Source organism: Methylobacterium sp. J-001 (assembly GCF_022829565.1).
GTDB lineage: Bacteria > Pseudomonadota > Alphaproteobacteria > Rhizobiales > Beijerinckiaceae > Methylobacterium.
In genome coordinates this window covers 109,025-133,889 of record NZ_JAKSYN010000162.1, presented here as the reverse complement: position 1 = coordinate 133,889, position 24,865 = coordinate 109,025, and the positions used below count along the sequence as shown (strand labels likewise).

The window sequence follows — 24,865 nt, the reverse complement described above, 5'->3', positions numbered from 1 at the left end:
GTGAACCGGACCGACACACGAAGAACCGGTTTCGTCGGCCGATCCGTTCAAACCGCTGTGACAAAGATGGCGCGATGGTGCGCTGCACGGGTGACGCCGGGTCCCAGGGCGGGCATGGAGGCGGGAGATCCAGGGAGACGCCCGTCCATGACGACTCCGACGACCGTCGACACCACGCCCTTCCCCGACCAGAAGCCGGGCACCTCCGGGCTGCGCAAGAAAGTGCCGGTGTTCCGGCAGCCGAACTACGTCGAGAACTTCGTCCAGGCGATCTTCGACACCCTGCCCGACAAGGCGGGCGCCACCCTGGTGCTCGGCGGCGACGGGCGCTTCCTGAACCGCGAGGTGGTGCAGAAGACCCTCCGGCTCGCCGCCGGCAACGGCTTCGGCCGGGTGCTGGTCGGGCGCGGCGGCCTGCTCTCGACCCCGGCGGCCTCCTGCGTGATCCGCAAGTCGAAGGCGATCGGCGGCATCGTCCTGTCGGCGAGCCACAATCCGGGCGGGCCGGACGGCGATTTCGGCATCAAGTTCAACGCTGCCAATGGCGGCCCGGCGCCCGAGACCGTCACCGACGCGATCTTCGAGCGGGCCAAGGCGCTCACCCGCTACAGCCTGGTCGAGGCCCCGGATCTCGACCTCGACACTTTGGGCGAGACCCGTCTCGGCGCCATGACGGTCGCGGTCATCGACCCGGTGGCCGACTACGCCGAACTGATGCGCACGCTGATCGATTTCGACGCGGTGTCGCGCCTGTTCGCCTCGGGCTTCCGCATGCGCTTCGATGCGATGAGTGCGGTCACCGGTCCCTACGCCACCGCGATCCTGGAGGGGATGCTCGGCGCGCCTCAGGGCACGGTGGTCAACGCCATTCCAAAAGAGGATTTCGGCGGCCATCACCCGGATCCGAACCCGGTCCATTGCCACGACCTGTTCGACCTGATGCAGGGGCCGGACGCCCCCGATTTCGGCGCCGCCTCGGACGGCGACGGCGACCGCAACATGATCGTGGCCCCGGGCTTGTTCGTGACGCCGAGCGACAGCCTCGCCCTGCTCGCCGCCCATGCTCACCGGGCGCCGGGCTATGCGGGCGGCTTGGCCGGCATCGCCCGGTCGATGCCCACGAGCCGCGCCGCCGACCGGGTCGCGGCAGCTTTGGGCATCCAGGCCTACGAGACGCCCACCGGCTGGAAGTTCTTCGGCAACCTGCTCGATGCCGGGTTGATTACCCTGTGCGGCGAGGAGAGCGCCGGCACCGGCTCGAACCACGTGCGCGAGAAGGACGGGCTCTGGGCGGTTCTGCTCTGGCTCAACATCCTGGCCGCCACCGGCGAGCGCGCCGACGCCCTGGTCCGGGCGCATTGGCGGACCCACGGTCGCGACTACTATGCCCGCCACGATTACGAGGAGGTGGATTCGGACGCCGCCAACGGCCTGATGGACGCGCTGCGCGAAAAACTCGCCGGGCTGCCGGGCACGCGGCTCGGCGACCTCACGGTCTCGACGGCCGACGAGTTCGCCTATCGCGATCCCGTCGACGGCTCGCTCACCGAGCGCCAGGGCATCCGCATCGCCTTCGCCGAGGATGCCCGCGTGGTCTTCCGCCTCTCGGGCACCGGCACCGCCGGGGCGACGCTCCGGGTCTATCTGGAGCGCTACGAGGCCGATCCGGCCTGGCTGGACCGCCCCGTCGCCGAGGTGCTGGCGCCGGTCGTGGCGGCGGCCCGCGCCCTCGCGGAGATCGAGCCCCGCACCGGCCGGGTCGAGCCGAGCGTGGTGACCTGAGCGGTTCGGGTTTCCAAAGGGTTCAGCCCTTTGGCGGGGTATCGGGGTGGAGCCCGATCGCAGCTTTCATTGGTCCTCGGCGCGCGCATAGACCCGCAGGCGGTGCCCGTCGGGATCGACCGCGACGAAGCTCCGGCCGAAATCGAGATCCGTCGGCGCCAGGACGATCTCGGCCCCCGTCGCCAGCCAGTCGGCGTGGAGTGCATCCACGCGGGCGGCCGTGTCCACCCGGAAGCCGATCTCGCTGCCGCCGCCGGGCGTGGTGGAGGCGGGTACGACACCGCTTCGTGCCCACAGGCTCAGCGCCAGCCCCGAGGGCAGCGCGAACAGCACGAAGGTTGGGCTCGCCTCGACCGGCTCCCGGCCGAGCAGGCGCGCGTAGAGGCGCGCGCTGGCCTCCGGGTCGGTGACGTAGAGAAGGATGTTGCTGGGCTCGGTCATCGGTCGCTCCTGTCGGTGAGGGCGGAACCCCGATATCCGGCGCAGCTGCCAGATTCCGGCAGCATTAAGCAGCGGGATCAGTGATCCCCTCGACCTGCCGCCAGTCCTTGAGCAGGGCCTGCCGGCGCTTCGGGTAGCGGGCGTCGAGCAGGTCCGCGGCGGCGATCCGGTCGGTGCGGAAGTGCCGGAAGCCCTGGCGCAGCTCGCACCAGCCCAGCAGGATGCGGGCAGCGTCGAAGAACGCCAGCGCGAACGGCCAGACGATCCGCTCGGACACCGCGCCCGCCCCGTCGCGATAGCGGAGCGCCAGCTTGCGCTCGGTGCGGATCGCCCTGCGCAGCAGCGCGGGAGCGACCGCCTCAGGTGGGGCGGGCGTGCCGGGGCCGACCAGCGGCGCCGCGCTCTCGAAGGTCTCGCGCAGGTCGTCGGGCAGGACCGCGCCGATCCGGGCGAGGGCGCTCCGGGCCGCGCCGCTCAGCCGGTCGTCGGCGCGGTCGGCGACCCAGCGGGAGCCCAGGACCAGCGCCTCGATCTCCTCCGGGCTGAACATCAGCGGCGGCAGCAGAAAGCCCGGCTTCAGGACGTACCCGACTCCGGGTTCCCCCGCGATGAGGGCGCCCATCGCCTGGAGGCTCGCGATGTCCCGGTAGAGGGTGCGCAGGCTCACGCCTATCTCTTCCGCCAGCACGCACCCGCTGACCGGACGCCGGTGCCGCCGCAGGACGTGGAGCAGGTCGAACAGGCGTTCCGAGCGGGACATCGGTCGCGTCTACGCCCGGGTCACTGCCAGCGGATGACAGCATCCAACATTCAGGCTCGATGCCGGCTCGGGCCGAGATCCTTGACCATATGCACGGTGATGTCGTCGTCCAGCGTCCGCCCCGGGCCGCCGTAGAGTTCCTCCCGCTCCACCCGGTAGCCGAGGGCGGCGTAGAGGCGCAGGTTCGCCGTGTATTTTTTATTCGTGTAGAGGCGCAGCCGTGGGAGCCCGGCTTCGGCGGCGATCGACTCGGCGTGGGCCAGGAGCTCGGTGCCGTAGCCTCGGCCCTGATCATTCGGATGGACCGCGATGTTGACGATCAGCAGATCGTCGTCTCTGCGCAGAGTCTCGATCAGCGCGGCCAATCCTTCGCCGGATTGGAGCAGGTCGAAGCGGTGATTCAGCACTGCCTGCGCATAATTGGCCTGCATCGGCGTCGGCAGGCGGCCGATCAGCGGGATCCACTTGGCGTAGGCCGCGTCCACCAGCGTCCGGATCGCCGCCGCGTCCGCCGGTTCCGCCTGTCTGATCCGGAATGTTTCCGCCACCCTCAAAGGACCTCCTGTGGTTGACCCGGGCGGGTCCATCCCCTAAAGACCCGGCCGTCGATGGGGCTCCGCACGGGGCCCCGTCGCGTTTTCACGCGCACCCGTGGGCGGGATCCTCCCGCCCTGTCGTCCCGGCCCTCAAGGGTCCGGGAAAAGGAGGGCGCGTTCCTCAATCTCGGTCACGAGAGGACGCGAAACAATGTCGAAGCGGATTCAGGCGAAGCACAAGCTCGACCGCCGCATGGGCCAGAACATCTGGGGCCGCCCGAAGAGCCCCGTCAACCGCCGCGAATACGGCCCCGGCCAGCACGGCCAGCGCCGCAAGGGCAAGATGAGCGACTTCGGCACGCAGCTGCGCGCCAAGCAGAAGCTCAAGGGCTATTACGGCAACATCACCGAGAAGCAGTTCCGCCGCTACTACGCCGAGGCGATCCGCCTGCGCGGCGATTCCGGCGAGAACTTGGTCGGCCTGCTCGAGCGGCGCCTCGACGCCGTCGTGTACCGGGCGAAGTTCGTGGCGACCCCGTTCGCGGCGCGCCAGTTCGTCAACCACGGCCACGTCAAGGTCAACGGCATCCGGGTGAACATCCCGAGCTATCAGGTGAAGGCCGGCGACCTCATCGAGGTCAAGGAATCCTCCCGCCAGCTGGAGATCGTCATCGTGGCGACCCAGCTGCCGGAGCGCGACGTGCCGGACTACATCGAGGCCGATCACGCCAAGATGACCGCCCGCGTCACCCGCATCCCCAGCCTGTCCGAGGTGCCCTACCCGGTGCAGATGGAGCCGAACCTCGTCATCGAGTTCTACTCCCGCTGAGTTGCCGGGATGCGCCCCCCGAGGCCGAGCCGGCATCGGGGTGTGCTACGGGACTGTAACCGACGCAAACAAAGGGGCTGCCCGCAGGGGCGGCCCCTTTCCGTATCGGGCTCAGCAGCCGCTGCAGATCGTGCCCATCGTGTGGCGCATCTTGCTGTCCCAGGCCTTCGAGCGGGCTTCCGCGGCCTTCTGCGCCTTGATCATCGCGACCTCGTTGATAGGCCGGGGCGCACCCGTGACCGCCGGGCTCGGCGGCTTGGTCTGCCCGGTGGCCGTGACCCGGCGGCCGAGCCCGGCGCCGTCGGGAGCCGGGCTCTGGGCGAGGGCCGGCGCCGCCCCGAGCAGGACGCCCAGGATCACCGCGTGACGGATCGTTGCCATGGACCTGATCTCCCCGTCGGCGGGCTGTCTGAGGGCCACGCCACATTTGTCGACGACCTTAGGGCTGCCACCGCTCGCGGCGCAATCCGGGGCGGCCCTAAGCCTCTGGCCTGACGCGCGCACTTGCGCAGGACCGGTCTTCGTTTCGGCTGTGCGCATCCTCGCCGGTCGCGGCGGCAAAATCATGGTGCCCGGGGCCGCGCTCGATCGCGCCCGCGCGCGCCCAAGCGGCATCCGCTTCGGCGGCGCGCGCTCCAGGCCGGGAGGCGCCCGGTGAGCGGCGCCCCGCCCCTGCCCCGGAACCGCCGCGAGGCCGTGGCCGCGGCCCTGGCCCGCCTCGCCCCGCGCCTGCCCGCCTTCGAGGCCGATGCCGCCCTCGACCGGGCGCTGGCGAGCCCGGGCCTGCGCGGCGCCGCCCCGGAGACGGCCGCGCGCCTCGCCCTGGTGGCCTATGCCCGCCACGTCTTTACCGATTACGACGACCTCCTGGGCGAGGGCTATGACCGCGACAGCGCCCGGCACTTCGTCCTCGACGACCTCAACGCGACGCTGACCGCCTGGGGGGCCGCGCCGATCCCGGAAGCGGACGCCGAGGCCGATCCGGAGGAGGATCCGGCTTAGGGCGCGTGCCTCCGAAAGGCTGCCGCCGACCTGGGCCGCCCGTGGAACAGGCCCCGGCTGAGACCGGACGTGATCGTTCCGCCCGCGGATTGCTGACGATGCAGGCAGGACATCGCCGCGTGTGGAACCAAGCCGGTCACCCTGAGTTCGGCCCTTGTTTCTAGAATGTATCTCGAAATTCAGGGGTCTATCGATCATGGCACTCCGGTTCATGGGTGTGTCAGCCGGCCTGGTGCTGGCTGCGATGAGTCTCGCCACGCCGGCTACCGCGTCCGCTGGTGCGCGCGCTGTGGACCTCAACGGGGCTCCGACAAGCTGGGCCAGAATGACCCGCCATCGCACGAAGGCGCATCGCCGGACCATGATGAACAAGGATGCAGGGACGGCCTCATCCTCCGCGCCGAACGGTCGCGGGATCGGCATGGGACCGACCGGACAGCCGAGCGGGGTCAAGTAAGGCACACCGCCGGCGCGATGCGACGCGCCGAGCCGCGTGGGTCATCGCGCCTCCGATCCATGTCGGCAGGGCCCCGCGCCGCATTCGTGCGGGGCCGATCCGCAATCGAATCCCTCGAGGAGAGCCCCATTGTCGATGCGACCCGTGCCTGCCCGGCCGATGACCCTCGCCGCCGCCGGTGGCCTCGGCCTGATGATCCTGACCCTGTCGGGTGCCGCGCACGCGCAGTCGGTCAACAGCCAGATCGATCAACCGACCCCGGCGACCCTGCCTTCGGGGACCCATCATGCCGACAGTCCGGTCTCTCCGGCGCATCAGCCGACGGGGCAGGTCGCGCCGCCGAGCACCATCCGTGCGTCGACCGACGTTATGAAGGGCGGCTCCGTGCAGGGGAGCGGTGGCAGCGGCCCGGTCAATCCGATCCAGCACTTGCCCAAGGATATGCAGCGCTGATCACACGGCTCGAGCCGCGAAACGACGTCTGCGCGGAGGTGGGCGGCCTTCGCCGGCCTTCGGTCAGCGTGCGTGAAGAGGCCCGCGCGATGCAGGGCTTCCAGGCCCTGTCTGCCGTCGCCCGGCAGTGATCGCGCGGTGATGATCTCGGGGCAGTGTTCGCGCGGGACGCTCTCGATCGCGTCTTCCCCCGTGACGGCAGCCGGGCCGGCAACCTGCGATGAGGCCATTGGCAAAGCCGTGACGGTCGAGCCTCGCCGAACCATCGGCAAGGATGCCGGCTTCGCCATCGCGCCACGCGACGCGATCGCCTGCATCACCGTGGCGACGTCGAAGCAGAACCCGCATCCGGCGATCCGTGTCTGCCATGGCATGCCGGACGTCATCGCAGGCTGGAGCTGGGCCGCCCCGACCCCGGAGCGTGCCGCCTCTCGTCGCCGCACTTCACAGGGTGGATGGCGTGCGGCGTGTCTCGTCGGAGGACTTGGCTTGATGACGGACGAGCGATCTCCAGCCGCACGAGCGCACCGTCTGCACAGTGCCGCATCGCGCAAATGTGAGGCGCCTCGCCCTCTGAGAGGTCGGTTGGCGTCTAGCCTAAAACGGCGGCCGCGACATCTTGCTTTTAGGACTGAGCGCCTGATTTCGCCCGTGATGTCGGATCGCGCAGACAGGCGCTTCCGCGAAGACGAGTCGCACGTGTCGCGCCTTTGGCAGCGACAGGCCGGCGGCCCGATCCGCCGGGCGACAAGGTCCTACGCCTAAGGGGATATTGATGGACGAGATGACGATCGACAAGACCAATACCGAATCGTACCCAATGGAAGGCAAGTGCCCCTTCGGGGGCGACCGCATCGGCGGAGCTCTCGGCAGCCGTCCGGCACTCGAGAATTGGTATCCGCACCGCCTGAGGGTCGAGCTTCTGCATCAGAACGGCGTCGCCGCCGATCCCCTTGGCCCTGATTTCGACTACGCGGCCGCATTCAATACGATCGACCTCGACGCCCTCAAGAGCGATATCAAGCAGTTTCTGACCTCGTCGGTGGCGTGGTGGCCGTCCGATTACAGCAATTACGGCCCGCAGATGATCCGCATGGCCTGGCATTCGGCCGGCACGTACCGCATCGCGGACGGGCGGGGCGGCGCCGGTACCGGGATGCAGCGGTTCGCGCCGATCTCAAGCTGGTGGGACAACGGCAACACCGACAAGTCGCGTCGTCTCCTGCAGCCCATCAAGCACAAGTACGGCAACGCCCTCTCCTGGGCCGACCTCATGGTGCTCACCGGCAACTGCGCCCTGGAGATCATGGGCCTGCCGACCTACGGATTCGGCGGCGGGCGCCTGGACGCCTGGGAGGCGGACAACGCCACCTACTGGGGCCCCGAAGTCGTCGAGATGGGTTCGGTGTCGAGCTTCGACGACATGGTGAACCGCGACAAGCGCTGGCGCGGCAAGAACGGCGACGCCGACTACGACCTGGAAAACCCGCTCGCGGCTTCTCACCAGGCGCTGATCTACGTGAACCCCGAGGGGCCTTACGCGAACGGTGACCCGCAGGGCTCGGCCAACGACATCCGGGTGACGTTCACGCGCATGGCCATGAACGACGAGGAGACGGTGGCGCTGATCGCCGGCGGCCATGCCTTCGGCAAGAGCCACGGCATGACCCCCGCCAAGGAGATCGGACCACCGCCGGAAATGGCGCCGATGGAGGCGATGGGGCTCGGCTGGCACAACCCGAAGGGCACCGGCTCCGGCAAGGACACGATGACCAACGGCATCGAGGGCAGCTGGACCCCCGATCCGACCAAGTGGGACAATGCCTACTTGGAGAACCTCTTCAAGTTCGAGTGGGAGCAGACCAAAAGCCCGGCCGGCGCCCTGCAGTGGACGCCGAAGGACCCGAACGCGCCCAAGACCCCCGACGCCCATGTCGCGGGCCAAATGCATCCCCTCATGATGATGACGTCCGACATCGCCCTGAAGGTCGATCCGGAGTACCGCAAGGTCTGTGAGAAGTTCCTCAACGACTTCGACGCCTTCACGCAGGCTTTTTCCAAGGCGTGGTACAAGCTCACCCACCGCGACATGGGGCCCAAGCACCGCTACCTCGGTCCGGAGGTGACGATCGAGGACGGCCTGCTGTGGCAGGATCCGATCCCCGATGCCCCCTACACGCCGATCGGCGCGGACGAGGTCGCGGCCCTCAAGCAGGCGATCCTCACCACGGGCCTTTCCGTCTCGGACCTGGCCTTCACCGCTTTCTCGGCGGCTTCGACCTACCGCGACAGCGACAAGCGCGGCGGTGCCAACGGCGGCCGTATCGCCCTCGCCCCGCAGAAGGATTGGATCGTCAACCGCCGGGCGGCACCTGTGGTCGAGGCGCTCCGCTCGGTCATGGCTGCGTTCAATGGCGGGCGCACCGATGGCAAGCAGGTCTCGCTGGCCGACCTCATCGTGCTCGGCGGCTGCGTCGCCGTGGAGAAGGCCGCCAAGGAGGCCGGGGTCGACACGTCCGTGCCGTTCTCGCCCGGCCGGGTCGACACCACGCAGGACCTGACGGACATCGAGATGTTCGAGTGGCTGAAGCCCGTGGTGGACGGGTTTCGCAACTACGTCGATGACGGGTTCGGTGCGATGGCACAGAGCCTGTCGCCGGAGGAGATGTTCCTCGACAAGGCCAACCTGCTGACGCTGACCGCGCCGGAATGGGTGGTGTTGACCGGCGGCCTGCGGGCCCTCAACGCCAATCACGACGGGTCGAACCGCGGCATCTTCACCGATCGGGTGGGGGGGCTGACGACGGACTTCTTCCGCCACCTGACCGACACAGGTCTGGTCTGGGAGAAGGTCGACGCGGCTGGAACAGCCTTCACACTCAAGGACCGCGAAAGTGGAACGGTGAAGTTCGAGGCCACGCGCAACGATCTCGTCTTCGGGTCGAACGCGCAGTTGCGCAACATCGCCGATGCCTATGCCGGCAGCGACGGCCAACGTCGGTTCGTGGCGGATTTCGTGCGGGTTTGGGACAAGGTGATGATGCTCGACCGCTACGACGTGAAGGGGCACCGGCGCTACGGGCCTATGGCGGCCTGATCGACGGCGGCCTCGCCAGCCCACAACCCCGTCCCGCCGTCCGGCGGGGCGGGGTTCCCTTGGATATGCGCGTCCACGGCCACAGACGAACGCAGTGACGCCGGGTTATCCGCCCAACGAGATCCGCGCATGCGCGCACAGATGGTCCTCGCACCATTGCGGCGCAGCCTCTCAGGACGGTGGAGACGGAGCGTGTGAGGCAAATCCGCAGCCGGGCGCAGGCGATAGTCTGCGGCGATCGGCTGTTCGCCTATTGTCAAACCGATGAGGCCTTACCCTCCGCGAGGGCCTCCTGCGCGAGCGGAAATCGACTCGACGCGGTCATGCTGCCTCAGCCCCGGCCGACCCGGCGGCGTTCAGCCGAAGCTCCGGCATCCCGCACGATCCGCGATCAGGGACTGCCGAGCGCGAGCCGCAACCTGCCGACCTTCCGGATGAGCGGACGGGATCGCGCGACGAGATCCCCGAACACGTCCCGGGAGAAGAGCCGCAGCAGGGCGACATAGATGGTCAGGGCGATCGAGCTGGCCACCAGAATGTCGAGGAGCTCGTGGGCATCGAAGACGGGATGGCTGGTCAGCCAGGCCGCCAGCCCGACGGCCGCCGATGCGTAGAGGGCCGGGACGAGATGGATGACCGCGACCTGCCTCAGCGTGGCACCGCCGCGCCGCAGGATGACATAGGCGTAGAGCGGCTGGACGAGCACGTAATAGGTCAGCATCGCGAAGGCGATGTTGACGTCCATCCTGGCGTGCGGGGCGAGATGGACGCCCAGGCCGATGATCAGCAGCAGGCAGCCGGAGAAGACGATCTCCAGGATGAGATCCAGGCCGAACGCCCCCTGCGCCTGAACGAGCGCCCCGGAAATCCACGAGACCGAGAAAAAGGCCAAGCCGATGCACTGGGCCTTGACGACGATTCCGGTGGCGGACCACCTTTCCCCGAACAGCAGGGCGATGGCCGGCTCGGCGATCAGGATCGGGATGAAGCAGGTCGGCATGACGATGAAGGCCAGCAGGCGGGACGACCGGAGCGCCGCCTGGGTCTGGCCGTGGACGTCGTTGCGCAGGCGCGACAGGGTGGCCTGCATCACGCCCGTGATGCTACCGGCGAGGACCCGGACCGGCTGGATCGCCAGCCGATAAGCGAACACGTAGAGGCCGGCCTCCGTCGTGGTCGCGAAGATGCCGAGCAGGATGAGGTCGGCCTGCCCGCTGAAGGTCGACAGGATGCGGCTGCCCACCAGCGCGATGCTGCGCCGGGCGATGTGCCGCCACCGGCGCACGAACGGCCGGGCTCCGATCGCCTGCGGACAGAGGCGCCACAGATAGGCCGTCCGGGCGGCCGCGATGATCGGGACCGGCAGGGCGAAGCTGTAGGCGCCGCATCCGGCCGTCGCGAAGGCGATCGTCAGCACCTGCAGGCCGAGCAGCTCCAGGAACGCGACCCGGGCCACGATGTCGAAGCGCAGGGCCAGGTTGATCGCCGCCGATGGGATCGTGCCGAGTTGCCGGATCGGCAAAGCGAGCGCCTGGATGACGATCAGCCCCGTCACCGCGGGCGCGCCGTACAGCATCGCGAAGAACGGGCTCGCCGCGATACAGGCGACGGCGAGGACGAGCCCGATGGTGAGGCTCATCCAGAACGCGGCGGTGCGCCAGAGGCGCATCGTCTGTTGCCGCTGGACCAGGATCTCCTCGAGGCCGAAATCCGCAAACGAGCTGACGATCGCGATGGCGCCGGTGGCCAGGGCGATGGTGCCGTAATCGGAGGGGAGCAGGATCTTCGCCAGGATGATCTGGCTGACGAAGCCGACGATGCGGGTTCCGACGTTCTGGAGGGCGAGCCACGCGATCCCGATCGATGCCGTCGTGCCCAGCGAGGGCTGGGCCGGGGCCGCCGTGACGGCGCGGTGCGGGTCGCCACTTTGTCCAGCCATCCGGCCCCCTCGCGGTCCGGCTGATCGGCCGGTGTACTGTATTTATTAATACAATAGCCTAAATCTACATGGCTTAGTGTCGGTCCTACTCAGATAAGCAGGATTGAGGGCGTCAACGTCGAATTGAGGCCCGCCGGTCATCCATTAGGGGTATGCGGGCGGGTCCGCCCGGGCGCTTGCACCGGGCTGGTTTCGCCCCCCGCGACGCGGCGCCGGGGTGGTCGCGCCGGTCCGCGCCATGTTGTAGGAGACCCGCCGGAGGCCGCCCCGTGCGGCCAGGGAGCTTTGCGGCACATCATGAAGATCAGCGCACGCAACGTCATCAAGGGCACGGTGGTCTCCGTCGACAAGGGATCGACCACGGCCCACGTGAAGATCGAGATCAGCCCCGGTCAGGTGATCACCGCCGCGATCACCAACGAGGCGGTCGATTCGCTCAAGCTCGTGGCCGGCGGCCCGGCCTACGCGGTGGTGAAGGCCTCCGACGTGATGATCGCGGTCGACTGAGCGGCCCTTCGGCGCCCGGGCGGTCATTGCGCCCGCCCGGCGCCCGGATTACCCCCGGCCCGGCAGGTTCTCCGGCGGGGGCGTGCAGGTCCGTTGATCGAGGGAGTGGCCCGTGAAAACCGTGCTCGGCATCGAGACCACCTGCGACGAGACCGCCGCTTCCGTGGTGTCCGTCGATGAGGACGGGCTCGGGCAGATCCGCGCCAACGAGGTCCTGAGCCAGATCGCCGAGCATGCCGTCTATGGCGGCGTCGTGCCCGAGATCGCCGCCCGCGCCCATGTCGAGGTGCTCGACCGGCTGATCGCCCGCGCCCTCGACAAGGCCGGGATCGGGTTCCCGGATCTCGACGGGATCGCGGTGGCGGCCGGGCCCGGGCTGATCGGCGGCGTGCTGGTCGGCCTCGTCACGGCCAAGACCCTGGCGCTGGTCACCCGCAAGCCGCTGCTCGCCGTGAACCATCTCGAGGCCCACGCGCTGACCGCGCGGCTGACCGACAACCTGCCCTTCCCGTACCTGCTGCTGCTGGCCTCGGGCGGCCACACCCAGCTCGTCGCCGTGCGCGGGGTCGGCGATTACGTGCGCCTCGGCTCGACGGTGGACGACGCCATCGGCGAGGCCTTCGACAAGGCGGCCAAGCTGCTGGGCCTCGGCTATCCCGGCGGACCCGAGGTCGAGCGCATGGCCGAATCCGGCGATCCCGAGCGCTTCGCCCTGCCCCGGCCGATGCTGGGCCGGCGCGAGGCGGACTTCTCCCTGTCGGGCCTCAAGACCGCCCTGCGGATCGAGGCCGAGCGGATCGCCCCGCTGGCCGAGCGCGACGTCGCCGACCTCTGCGCCAGCTTCCAGGCCGCCGTGGTCGACGTGGTGGTGGACCGCGCCCGGGTGGCCCTGCGGGCCTTCTCGGGCGTCGCCGGCCGGCCCACCGCCCTGGTGGCGGCGGGCGGCGTCTCGGCCAACGGGGCGATCCGGCGGGCACTGGCGGCGCTGGCCGGCGAGGCCGGCCTCGGCTTCGTCGCCCCGCCCCTGCCGCTCTGCGGCGACAACGGCGCCATGATCGCCTGGGCCGGGCTGGAGCGGCTGCGCCTCGGGCTCGTGGACGACCTGACCGCCCCGGCCCGCCCCCGCTGGCCGCTCGCCGCCGACCCGGCCCGGGATGCGGTCCCGGCCGGATGAGTGCGGCCGCCGACCGGCGCGCGCAGTGGCGGGACCTCGTCGCGCGCCGCCTGCCCGAGGCCGCCCGGCCCGGCTGGCCGGTCCATCTCGACCATTGCTTCGCCCGCATCCTCCTCGACAATGCCTGCGGCGGGCCCTGGCGCGACAGCGTGGCCCCGCCCGCCCACGCCAACATGCCCGCCGACGACCTGGAGCACGCGATCGACCTCGGCGAGGCGGTGCTCGACGGCCGCGCCGATCTCGCCCTTCTGAACCGGCGCTCCCTGGCCTGGCGGGGCAAGATCGCCACCGCCCCGGTGCCCGAGGGCCTCCGGGACGGCGACCTGCTCCTGCGCCGCTGGCGCCCGGACGATACGGCCCCGTTCGCGGCGCTCAACGCCGACCCAATGGTGATGGAGTTCTTCCCCCGGCTGCGGACGGAGACGGAGAGCGCCGTCGAGGCGGTCCGCTGCGACCGGCGCTTCGTGGCGGACGGGTTCGGCCCCTGGGCGGTCGAGCGGGACGGGCGCTTCGTCGGCTTCGTCGGCGCCTTCCGGATCATGCAGGCCATGCCGTTCCCGGGGGGCGAGCGGATCGGCGCGACGATCGAGCTGGGCTGGCGCCTCGCCCGGGATGCCTGGGGCCACGGGATCGCCACGCGGGCCGCGCGGCTGACGCTGGCCGACCTCGCCGGGCGCTGCGGCCTCCGCACCGTCGTGGCCTACACGGCCTCCGGCAACGACCGCTCCCGCGCGGTGATGGAACGGCTCGGGATGGCCCCGTCCGGGACCTTCCCGCATCCGGCGGTGCCGGACGGGCCGCTGCGCACCCACCGGCTTTACCGGCTCGACCCCGTGGAGGTTTCGGCATGAGCGCGTCGATCAACGTCGTCGGCGGCGGCGCCTGGGGGACGGCGCTCGCCAACGCGGCTGCCGCGGCCGGGCACCCGGTCACCCTCTGGCTGCGCGACCCGCAGGCCGCCGCCAGGCTCCAGGCCGAGCGGGAAAACCCGCGCTACCTGCCGGGCGTGCCGCTCCAAGCTGGCATCCACGCGACCGCCCGATCCGAAAAACTCGCCGGCGCCCGGGCGACCCTGCTGGTCGTGCCGGCCCAGACCGTGCGCGGCGTGCTGGAAGCCCTGCGCGGCCCCCTGGCCTCGGCCGGGCCGGTGATCCTCTGCGCCAAGGGCATCGAGCGCGGCACCGACAGCTTTTTGAGCGCGGTGGCCGAGCAGGTCCTGCCCCCGGGAACGCCGGTCGCGGTCCTGTCCGGCCCGAGCTTCGCGGCCGACGTCGCCCGCGGCCTGCCCACCGCCGTGACCCTGGCGGCCACCGATCCCGGCCTCGCCGCTACGCTGAGCACGCTGCTCTCGGGGCCGAGCTTCCGGCTCTACCACACCGACGACGTGCGCGGCGTCGAGATCGGCGGCGCCGGCAAGAACGTGCTGGCCATCGCGTGCGGGATCGTGGCGGGCCGGGGGCTGGGCGAGAGCGCCCGGGCGGCCCTGATCGCCCGCGCCTTCGCCGAGCTGATGCGCTTCGCCCGCGCCTTCGGCGGCCGGCCCGAGACGCTGATGGGCCTTTCGGGCCTCGGCGACCTCGTGCTCACCGCCTCCTCGCCGCAATCGCGCAACTTCGCCTTCGGCCAGCGGCTTGGCGCCGGTGCCGGCCCGGAGGAGGCCGCCGGCGGCAAGCTCGCCGAGGGCGCCTTCACGGCCGCGGCGCTCGCCGGCCTCGCGGCGGCAAGGGGCATCGAGATGCCGGTGGCCCAGGCGGTAGCGGCGATCGTGGCCGGCGAGGCCGGCGTCGAGGACGTGATCGCCGGCCTGCTGGCCCGGCCGCTGCGCGGCGAGACGGATTAGGGTCTGAGCTCGCGCAGCTTGACCCTGAGGTCTGTGCTTTCGACCTAGGCCAGCCGTGCGTACGGCCATACGGGCCTTCCTGAAAAGCTGGCCTGTGCTGGGCGCCAAGCAAGGTCGGCGTGAGGTGGAAAGCCGTCGTCAGGAGGGATGCTTCACAGGCGCCGATACCCATCCGCTCGTCGTCCGAATCTCTTCGTCGATACCGATCTCCAGACGACAGGTTGGGCTGTAGAGAGTGAGCGTGGCTGCGGTGTCCGCGTCGTTGTAGGTGATGGATGCCCCGAACGGCACGAGAGACTCCGAGCCGGAGGGGGATGCCAGAGGGTCTGCACGCTGGAACAGAGGGCGGTAGGTCAATCGCAAGCCGGAGGGCCCGACCTCCATGTAGCCGCTCGCCTCGAAGCAAGGCTCGTTCGTGTCGGTGAGCCAGAACTCGTCCATGTAGCCGGAGTCCGAGAATTCGCGGGGCCACCGCTTCTCGTCGACCGCGGTTGCGCGAGCCGGATCGCGCTGGCGCATCTCGTCCATCAAGGCTTTCTGGCGTGGGGCGTGCCAATCGTTCAAGCGCTTCTCCCAAGCACGCTGCTCGACCGTGAAACGCTGGCGTGCGGCCTCTTGCGCTTGGGGGTCTGAGACATCGGCCTCAGGCTGCGAGGGGAAAGGTCCGGGTCCTCCGTTCTGAGACCAGACATCGGCCCGAGACCAGGCCGCCACCCGGTGCCAAGTGCCATCACCATCTCGTATGGCCTTGCTGATGCGCAACGTGATGCGGCAGCGCGGAGCCTGGAGCGTCAGGAGGTGGACGTTGTGCGGAGCGTGGGCCTGACTGGAATAGGTCGTGAACCCCACTTGAGGGGCGGAAAGATCGACGCCGACGCGGCCGGCGTGGAATCCGAAGAGGTACTCGGGGCAGTTGCCCTCATTGGGAACCTCGAAGGCCGCACGCGCCGTCACCTTCGATGTCGGCATGGCGAAGGGCTGGAGGATGGTTTGACCGGCGGGAGGCGACCAGTCAGAGGGCAGCGTCTCGCCGAGGTGCTTGAGATCGAAGTACCATGCGATGGGGCGATAATCGCTCGGTCCTGCTGCTCCTGGTCCGAGGACCGCAAGGCTGCTGAGAACGGCCACGCACGTTGCGGCAACACGAACTCGAGTTGTCTTGTCGCTCATGGTCTTCCCCTTCTAGATTTCGCAAAGGGTCGAGGCAGGCGCGATGGCAGCGTCTGCTTCTCGGAACGCTTGCTCGGAAGCGGACAGTTGCAAAATCACTCTTCTCGGACATGGTCATGACCAAGCGGATTGGATTCTGACCCTGGCGTTTCAAGGTCCGGGACCTCTTGCGGCTCCAGGGCCGTGTCCCGGGTTCCCTGGGTCCGGTGCCTCTCGCGCTGCACCCCGGACGACACGATCGGGCCGCTAACCCCGCCGATGCTCGCGGAATGCCGCCGTGATCGCCCGGAGCGCGTCCTTGCTCCGCGGGTCGGTCAGGGACGAGTGCAGCACGAGGGCGAGGGAGGGGATCGGCGGGAGCCTGAGCGCGTCGCCGACGTCGATCACGTCGGCCGGGGCGAGCCGGCGTGGGAAGGCCGCGACCGCCAGGCCGGCCGACAGGGCGGCGCTGATCGCCGCGGTGCCGCCGACGAAGACTTCCGTCCAGGGAATGCCGGCCCGGTCCAGGAGCTGGGTGGCGACGTCCCGGATGGAGCAGCAGGGCGAGGTCGCGGCCAGCCGCAGCGTCTCGCCGGCCCGGTGCTCGAAATGCGGTGCCGCGAACCAGCCGAAAGGCTCCGGCCCCAGGATCTCGCCCTCGCGCCGGTCGTCGTCGCTGCGGATGATCACCGCGTCGAGCGTGCCGGCCTCGAACCCGTCGAGCAGGGGGCGGGCATTGTCGAGCAGCACCTCGATCGCCAGCGCCGGATCGAGGCACTTCAACCGGGCGAGCAGGCCCGGCACCTCCGGGCCCATGACGTGGGCGGCGATCCCGAGCCGGAACCGGCGGCGCGGTTCCGCCAGGCCCGCCACGGCCCGCTCATGCGCGGCCAGGAACTCGCGCGCCGCGCCGATGAAGATCTGGCCCTGCGCCGAGAGCCGGACCTGACGCGGCGTGCGCTCGATCAGCCTTTGGCCGAGCCGGTCCTCCAGGCGCCGCAGCTTCACGCTGACGGCCCCCTGCGTCACCCCGAGCGCCTCGGCGGCGCGGGTGAAGCTCCTGTGGTCCGCCACCGTCACGAAGGTCCGCACCGCGTCGACGTCGAGGGTCAGCACCGGCACCATCCCGTTTCGTCATCACTGAAATAGATTTGTATTCGATTGTGTTGTGATCAAGCACGCGCCAGGGTCCGCTACGTTCTCGTATCACCCGTGACGGTGCGGATTCATGCCGAGCAAGCTTGGTGACCTTCAAGACATTCCGGATTTCCTGCCCGGTTCCGGGTCGGATCACGGTCCCATCGATCGCAAGACCGGAAATAGCCTGGCGCTGGCGGCCGTCTGCCTCTCGGCCCTGATGCTGGAGCTGTAGATCTCCAGCATCCCGTCGATCCTGCCGACCCTGGAGCGGGTCCTGGGGGCGGATTTCCGGCAGCTCCAGTGGATCATGAACGCCTACACGGTGGCGATGACCACCTGCCTGATGGCCATGGGGACCCTGGCCGACCGGTTCGGCCGCAAGCGGGTGTTCCTGATCGGCGTGACGGCGTTCGGGGCGGCCTCCCTCGTCTGCGGGCTGGCGCCGAGCGCCCCGGTCCTGATCGCGGCCCGGTTCCTTCAAGGATTGAGCGCCGCCGCGATGCTGGCCTGCCAGACCGCCGTGCTGTCGCACCAGTTCCGGGACGGGCGCGAGCGCGGGACGGCCTTCGGCTGGTGGGGGATCGTGTTCGGCTTCGGTCTGGGCTTCGGCCCGCTGATCGGCGGCGTCACCGTGGCGGCCCTGAGCTGGGAATGGGTCTTTCTGGTCCACGTCCTCCTGGCGCTGGTCGCCCTGGGCCTGGCGCGGGCCGGTGTCGTCGAATCCCGTGATCCGCACGCCCGGCGCGTCGACGTCCCCGGCATCGCGACGCTGTCGGTGGCGGTGTTCAGCCTGGTCTACCTGATCACCCGGGGGCAGCCGCTCCAATGGGACGATCCGGCGAGCCTGCTGGCGCTCGCCGGCACCGTGAGCTTCGTGGCGTTCGTCGTCGTGGAGACCCGGGCGGCGCGGCCGATGTTCGACTTCGCCGCCTTCCGGAACCGCCGCTTCGCGGGGGCCCTGCTCGGATCGAGCGCGATGAACTTCAGCTTCTGGCCGTTCGTAATCTACCTGCCGATCTACTTCCAGGCGGTGCTGGGCTACGACAGCGTGACCGCGGGCCTCGCGCTCCTGGCCTATACCCTGCCGACCCTGGTGGTGCCGCCCTTGGCCGAGCGGCTGCTCCTGCGCCACGGCCCGGGGCTGGTCATCCCGCTCGGCCTGTTCACCATCGGCGCCGGCTTCCTGCTGATGCGCCTGGCCGCCGCCGGCGCGGAGGCGGGCTGGCTGACGCTGCTGCCCGGCTGCATCCTGGCCGGCACCGGGCTCGGCCTCACCAACACGCCGGTCACCAACACCGCCACGGGCGCCCTGCCCCCGGAACGCGCCGGGATGGCCTCGGGCATGGACATGAGCGCGCGGATGATCGCGCTCGCCGTCAACATCGCCCTGATGGGCTTCCTCCTGCTCCACGGCGTCCGGTCCGGCCTCGGCCCGCTGGCGCAGGGGACGGCGCTCGACGCCCTCGCGGAGGCGGTCGCCGCCGGCAACCTCGCGGTGGCCGGGGCCGCGGATCTCACCGAATCGATCGCCCGGCAGGCGCTGGTCCGGGGCTTCGACGGGGTGATGCTCTATGGCGGGCTCTGCGCCTGGGCCTTCGCGGGGGCGAGCCGGCTCGTGCTCGGCCGCAACGGGCGGTGAGCGGTTGCCCGAGGGGCCTGTGCGCATCGGGGAGAGCTGCGCTATGGGGGCCGGGCCGCCGCGACGGGGCGGCCCACGAGAGACGGCGTGATGGCGTACTGGCTGTTCAAATCCGAGCCCGCGACCTGGTCGTGGGATCAGCAGGTCGCGGCCGGTGAGGCCGGGACGCATTGGAACGGCGTGCGCAACCACCTCGCCAAGAAGCAGCTGATGGCCATGCAAGTCGGCGAGCAGGGCTTCTTCTACCACTCGAACGAGGGCAAGGCGGTGGTCGGCATCGTCGCGGTGATCCGGCCCTACTACCCCGACCACACCGACGAGACCGGCCGCTTCGGCATGGTCGACGTGAAGGCCGTCGAGGCCCTGCCCCGGCCGGTGACGCTGGACGCGATCAAGGCCGATCCGGCGCTGGCCGACATGGTGCTGGTGAACAATTCGCGCCTGTCGGTGCAGCCGGTCACCGAGGCGGAGTGGGAGCGCATCCGCGCCCTGGCCGCGACCCCGTAAGGTCCCGGTTTCAAAAGGTCGATGACCAGCGCCTTCAAAGTGTCTGGCTAGGTGTGCGTCTTGGGATCGGCGCTACCGAGCCGATCACGCGCGCCCCTTTCCCGGACAGGTGAAGCGAAGCGGAACCTGATCCGGGACCCAGCACACGAAGCGCCGCGCCAGCGGCACAGGTCGATCAGGCGGACGCTGCGCGCCGTATTGTGCTGGGTCCCGGGTCGCATTCCGCTGGCGCTGCATGCGCCCGGGAAAAGGGCCGTGCCGACCGGCCCAACGCCACGGCCTGACTCTCAGAGCAGCCTCTTGAAAGGGCTTGCCCTTTGGGAACCCCTTTTCCTCAGGCGGCGCGGTTGAAGGCGTTGCGGACCGGCACGAACGTGTCCGCGCCGACATCGACCGGCGGCAGCGTGTCCATCACCCGGGAGGCCGGCAGGGTCACGATCACCTCGGTGCCCTCGCGCGGCCGCGAGGACAGCTGGAACTGGCCGCCGTGGAGCTCCACCAGCCCCTTCACGATCGGCAGGCCGAGGCCCGAGCCCTGCTCGGCGGTCTTGATCGCCAGGGAGCCGCGGCCGAACGAGGACATCACGGTGCCGAGCTCGTCCTCGGGGATGCCGGGGCCGCTGTCCTTCACCGAGACGTACTGCCCGCCTGAGGCGGTCCAGCCGACCTTCAGCCAGATCTCGCCGCCGGGCGGCGTGAACTTCACGGCGTTCGACAGGAGGTTCAGCACGATCTGGCGCAGGGCCCGCTCGTCGGCCCAGAGCCGCGGCAGCGAGCCGTCGACCAGATCGTGGAAGGTCTGGTTCTTCGCCTTGGCCCGCAGGCCCATCATGTGGCGGCACTCCTCCACGATGTGGGCGAGCTGCACCGCCTCCTCGTTGAGCTCGTAGCGGCCCGCCTCGATGCGCGACAGGTCGAGGATCTCGTTGATCAGGTTGAGGAGGTGCATCCCGCTGTCGTGGATGTCGTTCGAGTACTCGCGGTAGGACGGCGCCGTGTGGATGCCGAACACCTCGTTCTTCATCACCTCCGAGAAGCCCAGGATGGCGTTGAGCGGCGTGCGCAGCTCGTGGCTCATGGTGGCGAGGAAGCGGGACTTGGCGAGGTTCGCCTCCTCGGCCCGGCGGCGCGCCTCGTCGGAATTGGCCTTGGCCTGCTCCAATTCGCCGAACACCGCATCCTTCTCGGCGCGCGAGCGCAGGGCGCCCACCGTCGAGGCATAGAGGCGGCGGGACAAGCCCAGGAAGAAGATCTGCGCGCCCCCGGCCATCGCAACCAGCAGCAGCGCGTCCATGCCCTTGGAGAAGGCGGCCAGCGACGCGGTGGCCAGCGCCAGCGGCACCAGAGCGGTCACCGCCGCCGCCGGTACGGTGGCGGCCAGCATGGTGGTGACGGCGGCCGCGATCACCAGGCCGAACAGCGCGAAGGTCCAGCCACCGGTGGCGCCGAGGCCGATCATCGCCGACCACGACAGGCTCTGCAGCACCTCGCCGATCAGGAACCGGCGGCGCCAGCGGGCGAGCGGGATCGTCGCCGCGTCGGCGCGCAGGAAGCTGCGGCTCAGCGTGGTGTTGAGCGTGATCATCAGGAACACGCCGAGCGCCCAGAGGGCGGCGACGACCGGCGCGATCCAGAAGGTCGCGGCCGTGGCCATGGTCGCGGCGAACAGGACCAGCGGGATGCCGGCCCCGGCCCGGTACTGGGCGTAATGGCGCAGCAGCTCGTGGTCGAAGGCCCGCTCCAGGCCGGTCTGCGAGGTCAGCTTCTCGCGGGCCGAGCGGATCTCGCGGGCGACACCGAGGCGTCGCGCCGCCTCCTCCGTCGAAGGGCCGCGACCGCGCTGCACCATCTCGACGGTGAGATCGGACATGGGTCTCTTGAAACTCGGCTCGAACGCGGCGCGGGCCAGCTGGGAAGGGTTGGTGATGGCGCCAGGATGGGGCGGATGTCTTAAGAAGCGGCTGCCGACATCGGTCGCATCTTACGCATCGGCCCCGGTTTCGCGGCGGCCCGTACTCGGGGCGTCCGTGCGCTGCCACACATCGTTGCCGGCCCGGGGCCGATTACGGTAAACGACACGCGTGGCGGGCCGAGTGCCGCGATCCGGTGCGCGCCGGGTTCCGCGTGTCGACCGAGGGCCGCCGACCATGCCGAAGCTCACCGTCAACGGCGTCACCCACGCGATCGACGCCGATCCGGACATGCCGCTGCTCTGGGTCCTGCGCGACCGCCTCGACGCCACCGGCACCAAGTACGGCTGCGGTATCGCGCAATGCGGCGCCTGCACGGTCCATCTCGACGGGCAGCCGGTGCGGTCCTGCCAGACGAAGTTGGGCGATGTCGGCACCGCCCAGGTGACGACCATCGAGGGCATCTCGGGCCGGGTGGCCGAGGCCGTCCAGGCCGCGTGGCGCAAGCTCGACGTCGTGCAGTGCGGCTACTGCCAGTCCGGGCAGATCATGTCGGCGATCGGGCTCCTATCCGGCAACGCCAAGCCCAGCGACGCCGACATCGACGGCGCCATGGACGGCAACATCTGCCGCTGCGGCACCTACCAGCGCATCCGCGCCGCGATCCACGAGGCCGCGCGCGACCTCGCCTGAAGACCCTGCCCCTCCCCGCGGTCCTGACCGGAGCATCGCCGCCATGCTGAACGCCCGTCGACCGAACGCATCGCCCGTCCGACCCAGCCGCCGCGGCCTCCTGGCCGGTGCCGGCGCCATCGTGGTCGCCTTCCGGCTGGACGCGAAACCCGCCCGGGCCGCCGCCGGCCCGGACCTCGCGAGCGTCAAGGCCCAGCCCAACGCTTTCGTGCGGATCGCCCCGGACGACACCGTCACGGTGGTGATCAAGCATCTCGACATGGGCCAGGGCAACACCACCGGGCTGGCCACGATCCTGGCCGACGAGCTCGGCGCCGACTGGAAGACGGTCCGCACCGAGTTCGCGCCCGCGGACGCGACGCTCTACAACAACAGCCTGATGGGCCCGATCCAAGGCACCGGCGGCTCCACCGCGGTGGCCAATTCCTGGTTCCAGCTGCGCAAGGCCGGCGCCGCCGCCCGGGAGATGCTGATGGCCGAGGCCGCCTTCCGCTGGAAGGTCCCGGTGGCGCAGATCACGGTGGCCGAGGGCGTGGTCCGCCACGAGCCCTCGGGCCGGCAGGCCCGGTTCGGCGAACTCGCCGCCTCGGCCGCCTCCCTGCCGGTCCCGTCCGAGCCGCGGCTCAAGGACCCGAGCGAGTGGAAACTCATCGGCCAGAAGGTGCCGCGCCTCGATTCCGTGGCCAAGACCAACGGCTCGGCGATCTACTCCCTCGACATCCGCCGCCCGAACCAGGTCACCGCCGTGGTGGCCCGCGCGCCGCGCTTCGGCGCCACCGTGACGGGTTTCGACGCCGCCGCGGCCCGGAAGGTCGCGGGCGTCCTCGACGTGGTGCAGGTCCCCACCGGCGTGGCGGTGATCGCCCGGGACACCTGGGCGGCCATGAAGGGCCGCGAGGCGCTGACCGTCACCTGGGACGACAGCACCGCCGAGACCCGCTCGTCGGACGCGATCCTGGCCGAGTACCGGGAGCGCGCCAAGGGGCCCGGCCTCGCCGCCTCCGAGCGCGGCGACCCGCAGACCGCGCTCAAGGGCGCCGCCAAGGTGATCGAGGCCGAGTTCACCTTCCCGTACCTCGCCCACGCGGCGATGGAGCCCCTGAACGCCACGATCGAGCGGGCTGCCGACGGCGGCTACGACGTCTATGCCGGCTTCCAGTTCCAGACCGTGGAGCAGGCGACCATGGCGGCGATCCTCGGGGTGACGCCCGACCGGGTCCGGCTCCACAGCAACTGGGCCGGCGGCTCCTTCGGGCGCCGGGCGACGCCCACCGCCGACTACCTCGCGGAAGCCGCCACCGTGCTCAAGGCCTCCGGCGAGAAGGCCCCGGTCCACCTGGTCTGGACCCGCGAGGACGACATGGCCGGCGGCTATTACCGGCCGACCGTGCTGCACAAGGTCCGGGCCGGCATCGACGCCAAGGGCGCGGTGGTCGGCTGGGACCACGTCATGGTCGGCAAGTCGATCATGATCGGCTCGCCCTTCGAGGCGATGATCGTCAAGAACGGCATCGACTCGACCACCGTCGAGGGCGCCTCCGACACGCCCTACGCGCTGCCGGCCTACCGCTTCGGCGTCCATAACGGCCGCGAGGGCGTGCCGGTCCTGTGGTGGCGCTCGGTCGGCCACACCCACACCGCGCACGTGATGGAGGTGATGATCGACGAGCTGGCCCATGCCGCCGACGTCGATCCGGTGGCCTACCGGCTGTCGCTGCTCGCGCAGGCGCCGCGCCTCTCCGGCGTGCTGAAGCTCGCCGCCGACAAGGCTGCCTGGACGAGCAAGCCGCAGGAGAAGGGCCGCGGGCTCGGCGTCGCGGTCCATGAATCCTTCGGCTCCTACGTCGCCATGGTGGCCGACGTCACAGCGCAGGATTCCGGGATCCGGGTGAACCGGATCGTGGCGGCGGTGGATGTCGGCGTCCCGGTCAACCCGGACGTGATCCGCGCCCAGGTCGAGGGCGCGGTCGGCTTTGCCCTGTCGGCGGTGCTGCGCAACCGCATCACCCTGAAGGACGGCCAGGTGCAGGAGCACAATTTCGACGCCTACGAGCCGACCCGCATGAGCGAGATGCCGAAGGTCGAAGTGCATATCGTGCCGAGCCAGGCAGCGCCCACCGGCATCGGCGAGCCCGGCGTCCCGGTGCTGGCGCCGGCCATCGCCAACGCGGTGTTCTCCGCCACCGGCCAGCGCCTGCGCGCCCTGCCCCTCGACCTCTCCGGCGTAAAGGGCGCGTGACGAATCGCACGCCGCGCCGGTCTACGCCGGCGTAGGACGGAGGGGCCTTCCCCCCAAGGCAAGAGACCCGACTGACGACGGCGCGGCGCGACACCGCGCCGTTTTTTTTGGTTTCTGCGCGGCCGCTCGCCATCTTGGAGCCGATGCCCGCACCCGTCCCGTTCGAAGACACCGCCACCCGCCTGCGTGCCTGCCGCCTCTGCCGGGACAGCCCGCTCTACGGGCCGCCCCTGCCCCAGGAGCCGCGGCCGATCGTGCAGGGCAGCACCGGCGCGCGGCTCTGCGTGGCGAGCCAGGCCCCCGGGACGCGGGCCCATCGCACCGGCCTGCCGTTCACCGATCCGTCGGGCGTGCGGCTGCGCAGCTGGCTCGGCCTCGACGAGACGCGGTTCTACGACCCCGCTCAGGTGGCGATCGTCCCGATGGGCTCCTGCTTCCCCGGTCTCGACCCCAAGGGCGGCGACCGGCCGCCCCGCCGGGAATGCGCCGAGCGCTGGCGGGCGGAGCTGTTCTCCGGCCTGCCGAACCTCGATCTCATCCTGGTGATCGGCCAGTACGCGCAGGCCTGGCATCTGGGCCGGATGGAGGACGGCCTGACTGGCACCGTGCGGCGCTGGCGCGCGATCCTGGCCGAGCCCCGCCGCCCCCGGGTCCTGCCCCTGCCCCACCCGTCCTGGCGCAACAACGGCTGGCTCAAGCGCGAGCCCTGGTTCGAGGCGGAGCTGCTGCCGGTGCTGAAGGCGGAGGTGGCACGGGTGCTGGGTGCCTAAA

23 protein-coding genes are annotated in these 24,865 nt (G+C 70.3%); 15 read left to right on the top strand and 8 right to left on the bottom strand.

Annotation, left to right across the window (positions count from 1 at the left end; all coding sequences use genetic code 11):
* Window positions 1-147: 147 nt before the first annotated feature.
* Window positions 148-1,782, top strand: coding sequence for an alpha-D-glucose phosphate-specific phosphoglucomutase (locus MKK65_RS20590; protein ID WP_243959990.1), 1,635 nt, complete (start codon window positions 148-150; stop codon window positions 1,780-1,782).
* A gap of 66 nt (window positions 1,783-1,848) precedes the next feature.
* Here MKK65_RS20590 and MKK65_RS20585 read toward each other — a convergent pair whose 3' ends face one another.
* The 3 genes from MKK65_RS20585 to MKK65_RS20575 all read right to left on the bottom strand — a co-directional run bounded on the left by MKK65_RS20585 (window position 1,849) and on the right by MKK65_RS20575 (window position 3,531).
* Window positions 1,849-2,223, bottom strand: coding sequence for a VOC family protein (locus MKK65_RS20585; RefSeq protein ID WP_243959989.1), 375 nt, complete (start codon window positions 2,221-2,223; stop codon window positions 1,849-1,851).
* Between the two features lie 64 nt (window positions 2,224-2,287).
* Window positions 2,288-2,983, bottom strand: a complete 696-nt coding sequence (locus MKK65_RS20580) for a helix-turn-helix transcriptional regulator (RefSeq protein WP_243959988.1) — start codon at window positions 2,981-2,983, stop codon at window positions 2,288-2,290.
* 50 nt (window positions 2,984-3,033) lie between these two features.
* Window positions 3,034-3,531 (bottom strand): GNAT family N-acetyltransferase, encoded by a 498-nt coding sequence (locus MKK65_RS20575; protein ID WP_243959987.1) that lies wholly within the window; start codon window positions 3,529-3,531, stop codon window positions 3,034-3,036.
* A 199-nt stretch (window positions 3,532-3,730) separates the two neighbouring features.
* Between MKK65_RS20575 and rpsD the strand changes: the two genes are divergently transcribed.
* Window positions 3,731-4,348 carry a 30S ribosomal protein S4 gene (gene rpsD, locus MKK65_RS20570; protein ID WP_058190956.1) on the top strand — a complete coding sequence of 206 codons (618 nt, stop codon included), beginning with the start codon at window positions 3,731-3,733 and terminating at the stop codon, window positions 4,346-4,348.
* Window positions 4,349-4,459: 111 nt separating this feature from the next.
* Here the strand turns inward: rpsD and MKK65_RS20565 are convergent, their stop codons facing one another.
* A complete protein-coding gene (locus tag MKK65_RS20565; protein WP_058190955.1) occupies window positions 4,460-4,729 on the bottom strand; it encodes a hypothetical protein in 270 nt (89 codons plus the stop codon).
* Window positions 4,730-5,002: 273 nt separating this feature from the next.
* Here MKK65_RS20565 and MKK65_RS20560 point away from each other — a divergent pair, with 273 nt between their 5' ends.
* The 3 genes from MKK65_RS20560 to katG all read left to right on the top strand — a co-directional run bounded on the left by MKK65_RS20560 (window position 5,003) and on the right by katG (window position 9,357).
* Window positions 5,003-5,350 (top strand): DUF2293 domain-containing protein, encoded by a 348-nt coding sequence (locus MKK65_RS20560; RefSeq protein ID WP_243959986.1) that lies wholly within the window; start codon window positions 5,003-5,005, stop codon window positions 5,348-5,350.
* A gap of 616 nt (window positions 5,351-5,966) precedes the next feature.
* Window positions 5,967-6,260 (top strand): hypothetical protein, encoded by a 294-nt coding sequence (locus MKK65_RS20555; protein ID WP_243959985.1) that lies wholly within the window; start codon window positions 5,967-5,969, stop codon window positions 6,258-6,260.
* A 775-nt stretch (window positions 6,261-7,035) separates the two neighbouring features.
* On the top strand, window positions 7,036-9,357 hold the full coding sequence (gene katG / locus MKK65_RS20550; protein WP_243959984.1) for a catalase/peroxidase HPI: 2,322 nt from the start codon (window positions 7,036-7,038) through the stop codon (window positions 9,355-9,357).
* A gap of 391 nt (window positions 9,358-9,748) precedes the next feature.
* Here katG and MKK65_RS20545 read toward each other — a convergent pair whose 3' ends face one another.
* A complete protein-coding gene (locus MKK65_RS20545; protein WP_243959983.1) occupies window positions 9,749-11,296 on the bottom strand; it encodes an oligosaccharide flippase family protein in 1,548 nt (515 codons plus the stop codon).
* A 297-nt stretch (window positions 11,297-11,593) separates the two neighbouring features.
* Here MKK65_RS20545 and MKK65_RS20540 point away from each other — a divergent pair, with 297 nt between their 5' ends.
* The 4 genes from MKK65_RS20540 (at window position 11,594) to MKK65_RS20525 (ending at window position 14,817) form a co-directional block, all read left to right on the top strand.
* Complete coding sequence (locus tag MKK65_RS20540) at window positions 11,594-11,803, top strand: molybdopterin-binding protein (RefSeq protein ID WP_058195152.1); 210 nt, start codon at window positions 11,594-11,596, stop codon at window positions 11,801-11,803.
* A gap of 112 nt (window positions 11,804-11,915) precedes the next feature.
* Window positions 11,916-12,977: a tRNA (adenosine(37)-N6)-threonylcarbamoyltransferase complex transferase subunit TsaD gene (tsaD, locus tag MKK65_RS20535; protein WP_243959982.1), complete on the top strand. Its 1,062-nt coding sequence runs from the start codon at window positions 11,916-11,918 to the stop codon at window positions 12,975-12,977.
* Window positions 12,974-13,828: a GNAT family N-acetyltransferase gene (locus MKK65_RS20530; RefSeq protein WP_243959981.1), complete on the top strand. Its 855-nt coding sequence runs from the start codon at window positions 12,974-12,976 to the stop codon at window positions 13,826-13,828. Before tsaD ends, MKK65_RS20530 begins: the two co-directional genes overlap by 4 nt.
* Window positions 13,825-14,817, top strand: a complete 993-nt coding sequence (locus MKK65_RS20525; RefSeq protein ID WP_243959980.1) for an NAD(P)H-dependent glycerol-3-phosphate dehydrogenase — start codon at window positions 13,825-13,827, stop codon at window positions 14,815-14,817. Before MKK65_RS20530 ends, MKK65_RS20525 begins: the two co-directional genes overlap by 4 nt.
* Window positions 14,818-14,955: 138 nt before the next feature.
* On the opposite strand, the gene MKK65_RS20520 is transcribed toward MKK65_RS20525, so the two are convergent.
* Window positions 14,956-15,987, bottom strand: a complete 1,032-nt coding sequence (locus MKK65_RS20520) for a hypothetical protein (protein ID WP_243959979.1) — start codon at window positions 15,985-15,987, stop codon at window positions 14,956-14,958.
* A gap of 246 nt (window positions 15,988-16,233) precedes the next feature.
* Window positions 16,234-17,091, bottom strand: coding sequence for a LysR family transcriptional regulator (locus MKK65_RS20515; RefSeq protein ID WP_243959978.1), 858 nt, complete (start codon window positions 17,089-17,091; stop codon window positions 16,234-16,236).
* Between the two features lie 103 nt (window positions 17,092-17,194).
* On the opposite strand from MKK65_RS20515, the gene MKK65_RS31405 reads away from it, so the two are divergent.
* The 3 genes from MKK65_RS31405 to MKK65_RS20500 all read left to right on the top strand — a co-directional run bounded on the left by MKK65_RS31405 (window position 17,195) and on the right by MKK65_RS20500 (window position 19,252).
* Window positions 17,195-17,338, top strand: coding sequence for a hypothetical protein (locus MKK65_RS31405; protein ID WP_243959977.1), 144 nt, complete (start codon window positions 17,195-17,197; stop codon window positions 17,336-17,338).
* The gene (locus MKK65_RS20505; RefSeq protein ID WP_243960023.1) at window positions 17,339-18,745 is read left to right on the top strand and encodes an MFS transporter; all 1,407 of its coding nucleotides are present in this window, start codon (window positions 17,339-17,341) and stop codon (window positions 18,743-18,745) included.
* A gap of 90 nt (window positions 18,746-18,835) precedes the next feature.
* Entirely contained in the window at window positions 18,836-19,252 is a 417-nt protein-coding gene (locus tag MKK65_RS20500) for an EVE domain-containing protein (RefSeq protein ID WP_243960022.1), read from the top strand.
* A 334-nt stretch (window positions 19,253-19,586) separates the two neighbouring features.
* On the opposite strand, the gene MKK65_RS20495 is transcribed toward MKK65_RS20500, so the two are convergent.
* Entirely contained in the window at window positions 19,587-21,122 is a 1,536-nt protein-coding gene (locus tag MKK65_RS20495; RefSeq protein ID WP_243959976.1) for a sensor histidine kinase, read from the bottom strand.
* A gap of 277 nt (window positions 21,123-21,399) precedes the next feature.
* Here MKK65_RS20495 and MKK65_RS20490 point away from each other — a divergent pair, with 277 nt between their 5' ends.
* From MKK65_RS20490 to MKK65_RS20480, 3 genes are all read left to right on the top strand, one after another.
* Complete coding sequence (locus MKK65_RS20490; protein ID WP_243959975.1) at window positions 21,400-21,855, top strand: (2Fe-2S)-binding protein; 456 nt, start codon at window positions 21,400-21,402, stop codon at window positions 21,853-21,855.
* A 43-nt stretch (window positions 21,856-21,898) separates the two neighbouring features.
* Window positions 21,899-24,094: a xanthine dehydrogenase family protein molybdopterin-binding subunit gene (locus MKK65_RS20485; RefSeq protein ID WP_243959974.1), complete on the top strand. Its 2,196-nt coding sequence runs from the start codon at window positions 21,899-21,901 to the stop codon at window positions 24,092-24,094.
* Between the two features lie 143 nt (window positions 24,095-24,237).
* The gene (locus tag MKK65_RS20480) at window positions 24,238-24,864 is read left to right on the top strand and encodes a uracil-DNA glycosylase family protein (RefSeq protein WP_243959973.1); all 627 of its coding nucleotides are present in this window, start codon (window positions 24,238-24,240) and stop codon (window positions 24,862-24,864) included.
* The last annotated feature ends 1 nt before the right edge of the window (window position 24,865 follow it).

Coding starts and splice junctions, on each gene's coding strand:
- MKK65_RS20525 (WP_243959980.1), top strand. CDS start 13,825: ATGAGCGCGTCGATCAACGTCGTCGGCGGCGGCGCCTGGGGGACGGCG.
- MKK65_RS20545 (WP_243959983.1), bottom strand. CDS start 11,296: ATGGCTGGACAAAGTGGCGACCCGCACCGCGCCGTCACGGCGGCCCCG.
- MKK65_RS20580 (WP_243959988.1), bottom strand. CDS start 2,983: ATGTCCCGCTCGGAACGCCTGTTCGACCTGCTCCACGTCCTGCGGCGG.
- MKK65_RS20520 (WP_243959979.1), bottom strand. CDS start 15,987: ATGAGCGACAAGACAACTCGAGTTCGTGTTGCCGCAACGTGCGTGGCC.
- MKK65_RS20515 (WP_243959978.1), bottom strand. CDS start 17,091: ATGGTGCCGGTGCTGACCCTCGACGTCGACGCGGTGCGGACCTTCGTG.
- MKK65_RS20540 (WP_058195152.1), top strand. CDS start 11,594: ATGAAGATCAGCGCACGCAACGTCATCAAGGGCACGGTGGTCTCCGTC.
- MKK65_RS20495 (WP_243959976.1), bottom strand. CDS start 21,122: ATGTCCGATCTCACCGTCGAGATGGTGCAGCGCGGTCGCGGCCCTTCG.
- MKK65_RS20485 (WP_243959974.1), top strand. CDS start 21,899: ATGCTGAACGCCCGTCGACCGAACGCATCGCCCGTCCGACCCAGCCGC.
- MKK65_RS20530 (WP_243959981.1), top strand. CDS start 12,974: ATGAGTGCGGCCGCCGACCGGCGCGCGCAGTGGCGGGACCTCGTCGCG.
- MKK65_RS20565 (WP_058190955.1), bottom strand. CDS start 4,729: ATGGCAACGATCCGTCACGCGGTGATCCTGGGCGTCCTGCTCGGGGCG.
- MKK65_RS20585 (WP_243959989.1), bottom strand. CDS start 2,223: ATGACCGAGCCCAGCAACATCCTTCTCTACGTCACCGACCCGGAGGCC.
- MKK65_RS20590 (WP_243959990.1), top strand. CDS start 148: ATGACGACTCCGACGACCGTCGACACCACGCCCTTCCCCGACCAGAAG.
- katG (WP_243959984.1), top strand. CDS start 7,036: ATGGACGAGATGACGATCGACAAGACCAATACCGAATCGTACCCAATG.
- MKK65_RS31405 (WP_243959977.1), top strand. CDS start 17,195: ATGCCGAGCAAGCTTGGTGACCTTCAAGACATTCCGGATTTCCTGCCC.
- MKK65_RS20555 (WP_243959985.1), top strand. CDS start 5,967: ATGACCCTCGCCGCCGCCGGTGGCCTCGGCCTGATGATCCTGACCCTG.
- MKK65_RS20490 (WP_243959975.1), top strand. CDS start 21,400: ATGCCGAAGCTCACCGTCAACGGCGTCACCCACGCGATCGACGCCGAT.
- MKK65_RS20500 (WP_243960022.1), top strand. CDS start 18,836: ATGGCGTACTGGCTGTTCAAATCCGAGCCCGCGACCTGGTCGTGGGAT.
- MKK65_RS20480 (WP_243959973.1), top strand. CDS start 24,238: ATGCCCGCACCCGTCCCGTTCGAAGACACCGCCACCCGCCTGCGTGCC.
- rpsD (WP_058190956.1), top strand. CDS start 3,731: ATGTCGAAGCGGATTCAGGCGAAGCACAAGCTCGACCGCCGCATGGGC.